A 4392-nucleotide genomic window follows, 5' to 3' on the forward strand; every position below is an offset into this window, starting at 1 on the left:
GCCGCCCGTCAGGCGGCGACGACGTAGCGGTCCGCCAGCGCCAGCGCGGCTTCCGCCTGGTCGAGCGCGCGCGGATCGTCGACGTCGAGCCACCAGTGATCGCCGGTGTCGATCACCCGCGCCTGGCCGGTGGCGGCCAGCGCCTCCACCCCGGCGGAGATCGACCCCGCCCCGCCGGCGGTGATCGAGGCGCGCAACGCATCGTGGAAGCGCGCATCGACCGCGAACACGCCGGTGTCGAAGGCATCGTAATCGGGCAAATGCTTGCCGATCGCGACGATCCGCGTCGGATCGGCGGGATCGGTGCGCACGCGCGTGACGTCGTCCAGATCGACCAGCGGATTGTCGAGCCGCCGGTCCACGCCCAGCACCAGCCCGGCGGCGGGCGCGCCAGCGACGGTGGCGATCAGCGCGGGGTCGACGAGATGGTCGGCCATCATCAGCAAATGACGGCGCGCGCCGATCGCACCGGCGCCGGTCAGTACCGAATGGCCGTTGGGCAGGTTCCAGTCGGCGGTACGCACGCAGGCGATCGGCAGCGCCAGCCGCGCGGCGGCGGTGGCCAGGAACGCCTCCACCGCATCGCCTTCGTGCCCGGTCACGACGGTGAAGGCGGTCGCCCCACCGTCATGCGCGGCACGGATCACCCGTTCGATCAACGGCACGCCGTTGACCGGGGTGAGCGGCTTCGACGGCGACACCGCGCGCAGCCGGCTGCCGAAGCCGGCCGCGACGATCAGTGCGTGCATGAACGCTTACTCGGCGGCGAGGCGCGCGTCGGCGTTGATGAATTCGTCGGTCAGCTGCGCCGCGACGTCATCGGTGACCTGCTGCGGCGGGTGCTTGCAGAAATAGGCCGACGGGCCGTTGAGCGCGCCGGACACGCCGCGCTCCAGCCCCAGCTTCACGCAGCGGATCGCATCGACTACGCAGGCCGCCGAATTCGGGCTGTCCTCGACCGACAGGCGCAGTTCCAGGTTCATCGGCACGTCGCCGAACTGGTTGCCTTCCAGCCGCAGGAAGCACAGCTTGTTGTCGTGCAGCCACGGGATGTAGTCGGACGGGCCGACGTGGATATTCTCGTCCGCCAGCCGCTCGGCGATCACCGCCTGCACCGCCTCGGTCTTCGATTCCTTCTTGCTCGACAGGCGATTGCGGTCAAGCATGTTCATGAAATCGGTGTTGCCGCCGGTGTTCAGCTGGTAGGTGTGGTCGATCGTCACGCCGCGCTGGCCGAACAGGTTCGACAGCACGCGGTGGACGATGGTGGCGCCGACCTGCGCCTTGATATCGTCACCGACGATCGGCAGGCCGGCATCGGCGAACCGCTTTTCCCATTCGGGCTTCGACGCGATGAACACCGGCATGCAGTTGACGACGCCGACGCCCGCCTCAAGCGCGCATTCCATGTAGAATTCGGTCGCTTCCTGGCTGCCGACCGGCAGGAAGTTGACCAGCACTTCCGCGCCCGTCGCCTTCAGCTCGGCGATGATTTCCGCCTTCGACGCGTCGCGCGTGTCGTCGACCTCGAACCCGCGATCGTTCGCGGCGGTCAGCATGTGCGGGGCGACGCCGTCCAGCTTCGCGCCCATCTTCACGATGGTGCCGGTGGCGGGCACGTCGGCGTGGAACACCTTGGTGCAGTTCGGCTTGGCGAAGATCGCCTCGCCCAGGTCCAGCCCGACCTTGCGCGAATCGACGTCGAACGCCGCGACGAAGTCGATGTCGCCGACCTTGTACCCGCCGATATCCTCATGGATCAGGCCAGCGCCGGTATTGCTGCCAGCATAATGATACTTCCCCTGCACCAGGCTGCTGGCGCAATTGCCAACGCCGATGACCGCAACCTTGATCGTCGCCATGAAACCCCGCTCGCCGGCCATGCCGGCATTGATACAAATCCGTTGCTGCTAGGTGACAGATACGTGGCAGGTGTCAAGCGAAGCCGCCGCCTGATAGGGCGTTCGGCGACAAGATCATTGGGGGATACGTTGGACCGACCCGAACCGAGCAACGCGGGAAAACCCAAGGAGTTGCAGGGCTTTCTCAATCGCACGATCTACCACCCGCTGGCGCACCGGCTGGCGCGCGTGCTGGTGCCGACGCCGGTGACGCCCAATATGGTGTCCATCGCGGGCGCGGTGATCGTGATGGCGGCGGGCGTGCTGTACGCCGTCGTGGGCACGCCGTGGGCGATCGCGCTGGGGTTCGTGCTGCACCTGTCGTGGCACGTCGTCGACGGTGCGGACGGGGCGCTGGCGCGGATGTCCGGGCGCGCGTCGGCATCGGGGGAGATCGTCGACGGGCTGTGCGACTATGCCGGCCATGCGGTACTGTACGTGTTGCTGGCGATGCGGCTCGATGACCAGATCGGCGGCTGGGCCTGGATACTGGCGGTCGGTGCGGGGCTGAGCCGCGCGGTCCAGTCGGTGTTCGCGGAAAGCGCGCGGCGCACCTATCAATGGTGGGCCTATGGGGTGCCGTGGTTGCAGACCGCGAAGGCGACCGGCGACGGCATCGGCGTGCGGCTGTCGGCGATCTATCTGTGGGTGTGGAACCGGCTGTCCGGCCCGACGCAGGTGGTCAACACGCTGGTCGCCAGCGCGGAGGCCGATCCGGCCGAGCGCCGGCGGATCGCGGAAATCGCGCGCACCGCCGGGCGATCGACCTTGCCGGTGGTGGCGATCATCGGCGCGAACCCGCGCACGATCCTGCTGGGGCTGAGCATGATCGCGGGATCGCCGCTGTGGTTCTTTCTGATCGAGCTGGTGGCGCTGAACCTTGTGCTGGCGTTTGCGATCATGCAGGCGGCGGCCAGCGGGCGGCGGATCGCGCGGCTGATCGCGGCAGGAGGGGACTGACGATGGCCGGGTTGTGGTTCGAGGAATTCACGGTCGGGCGCCGCTTCGTCCATGAGATCCGCCGGACGGTGACCGATGCGGACAACGTGCTGTTCAGCGCGCTGACCTACAATCCCGCGGCGATCCACATCGACCATCATTATGCCGCGACGACCGAATTCGGGCGGCCGCTGATGAATTCGCTGTTCACCCTGGGGCTGGTGATCGGGCTGACGGTACAGGACACGACCTTCGGCACGACCGTCGCCAATCTGGGGATGAGCGAGACGACCTTTCCCAAGCCGGTGTTCGCGGGCGACACGATCCGAGCGGAGACGGAGGTAACCGCGCTGCGCCCGTCCGCGTCGCGCCCCGGACAGGGGGTGGTGACGTTCGCGCACGTCGGGCTGAACCAGCGCGACGAGATCGTGTGCCGCACGTTACGCGCCGCGCTGATGATGGCGCGGCCGGCTTGACCGGAACCCGGCCGCCGCGCCACGGGTTCGCCCCGGACGGATCAACAGGAGGGTCGGTGATGCTGCGGATGGTGATGACGGCGGGCGCGGGGCTGGCGGCGCTGGTGCTGGCGGGCTGCAACGACGAAGGCAAGATGGCGACGGGGACGCCGGTGGCGGGCGGGGCGAGCGCGACCGCGATGCTGGCGACCGCGACCGGCGCGCCGGTGGGCCGCGCGACCGCGACCGACGTGGCGGGCGGCGTGCGCTTCACGATCGACGCGACCGGGATGCCGCCGGGCACGCATGGCGCGCACGTCCATATGGTCGGCCGCTGCGACGCGCCCGACTTCGCCAGCGCGGGGGGGCACTGGAACCCGACCGGGATGAAGCATGGCGCGATGAACCCGCAGGGGCCGCATCAGGGCGATCTGCCCAACCTGGTGATCGCCAACGACGGGCGCGGGACGATCGCGGCGACGATCCCCGGCGCGACGCTGACGGCGCTGATGGACGCGGACGGCGCGGCGATGGTCATCCATGCCCAGCCCGACGACCTGAAGACCGACCCGAGCGGCAATTCGGGCGGGCGCATCGCCTGCGGCGTGTTCCAGCCGAGCTGAGCCGCTACACCGCCTCGCCGGCGGCGCGCGCGCGATCCTCGCGCGTGCGTTCGGCGGCGGGGACGGTGCGATAGGCGATCGCGCCCGCCGCCAGCGTGATCGGCACCGTCACCAGCAGCGACAGCATGCCGGTCGACAGGCTGCCGGTCAGCGTCGACACGCGCCCGGCCAGATATGGCCCCAGCGCCAGCCCGAGCAGCGTCGTGCCGATGAAGAAGGTGGCGGTCGCCGTCCCGCGCATCCGCGGGAGCACCAGATCCTGCGTCGTCGCGGCCGCGGCGCCCAGCCCCCAGCTGGCGAAGAACTGCGCGCCGAACAGCCCGATATAGAGGACGACCGGGGTGGAGGCGGTAAACGCCGCGATCAGGAACGGCACCGGCAGCGTCGCGCCCAGCATCACCAGCACCAGCCGCCCGGCGGGGTTCGTGCGGCGCAGCCGGTCCGCGATGACCCCGCCCACCGTCACCCCCAGGA

At 69.5% G+C, this 4392-nt stretch carries 5 protein-coding genes and 1 pseudogene; 3 read left to right on the top strand and 3 right to left on the bottom strand.

Annotated features, from left to right (window positions below):
- Nucleotides 1-8 precede the first annotated feature (8 nt).
- The gene (locus AX685_RS15510) at nucleotides 9-749 is read right to left on the bottom strand and encodes a phosphocholine cytidylyltransferase family protein (RefSeq protein WP_066490240.1); all 741 of its coding nucleotides are present in this window, start codon (nucleotides 747-749) and stop codon (nucleotides 9-11) included.
- A 6-nt stretch (nucleotides 750-755) separates the two neighbouring features.
- Nucleotides 756-1862, bottom strand: a complete 1107-nt coding sequence (locus tag AX685_RS15515; protein WP_066490252.1) for an inositol-3-phosphate synthase — start codon at nucleotides 1860-1862, stop codon at nucleotides 756-758.
- A 129-nt stretch (nucleotides 1863-1991) separates the two neighbouring features.
- On the opposite strand from AX685_RS15515, the gene AX685_RS15520 reads away from it, so the two are divergent.
- From AX685_RS15520 to AX685_RS15530, 3 genes are read left to right on the top strand one after another with little or no spacing between them, the layout of a single operon-like run.
- Entirely contained in the window at nucleotides 1992-2861 is an 870-nt protein-coding gene (locus tag AX685_RS15520; protein ID WP_066490247.1) for a CDP-alcohol phosphatidyltransferase family protein, read from the top strand.
- Between the two features lie 2 nt (nucleotides 2862-2863).
- Nucleotides 2864-3316: a MaoC family dehydratase gene (locus AX685_RS15525; protein WP_066490249.1), complete on the top strand. Its 453-nt coding sequence runs from the start codon at nucleotides 2864-2866 to the stop codon at nucleotides 3314-3316.
- 59 nt (nucleotides 3317-3375) lie between these two features.
- Nucleotides 3376-3918 (top strand): superoxide dismutase family protein, encoded by a 543-nt coding sequence (locus tag AX685_RS15530; RefSeq protein WP_096609841.1) that lies wholly within the window; start codon nucleotides 3376-3378, stop codon nucleotides 3916-3918.
- Between the two features lie 4 nt (nucleotides 3919-3922).
- On the opposite strand, the pseudogene AX685_RS15535 reads toward AX685_RS15530, so the two are convergent.
- Nucleotides 3923-4392: pseudogene (locus tag AX685_RS15535) on the bottom strand (MFS transporter); the annotation flags it as partial.

Origin of the sequence: Sphingomonas sp. CCH9-F2 (assembly GCF_001556735.1) — a bacterium.
GTDB classification, from domain to species: Bacteria; Pseudomonadota; Alphaproteobacteria; order Sphingomonadales; family Sphingomonadaceae; genus Sphingomonas; species Sphingomonas ginsenosidimutans.

Bases quoted from the DNA above. Each gene is read 5' to 3' on its own strand.
- AX685_RS15510 (WP_066490240.1), bottom strand. From the start codon at position 749: ATGCACGCACTGATCGTCGCGGCCGGCTTCGGCAGCCGGCTGCGCGCG.
- AX685_RS15515 (WP_066490252.1), bottom strand. From the start codon at position 1,862: ATGGCGACGATCAAGGTTGCGGTCATCGGCGTTGGCAATTGCGCCAGC.
- AX685_RS15525 (WP_066490249.1), top strand. From the start codon at position 2,864: ATGGCCGGGTTGTGGTTCGAGGAATTCACGGTCGGGCGCCGCTTCGTC.
- AX685_RS15530 (WP_096609841.1), top strand. From the start codon at position 3,376: ATGCTGCGGATGGTGATGACGGCGGGCGCGGGGCTGGCGGCGCTGGTG.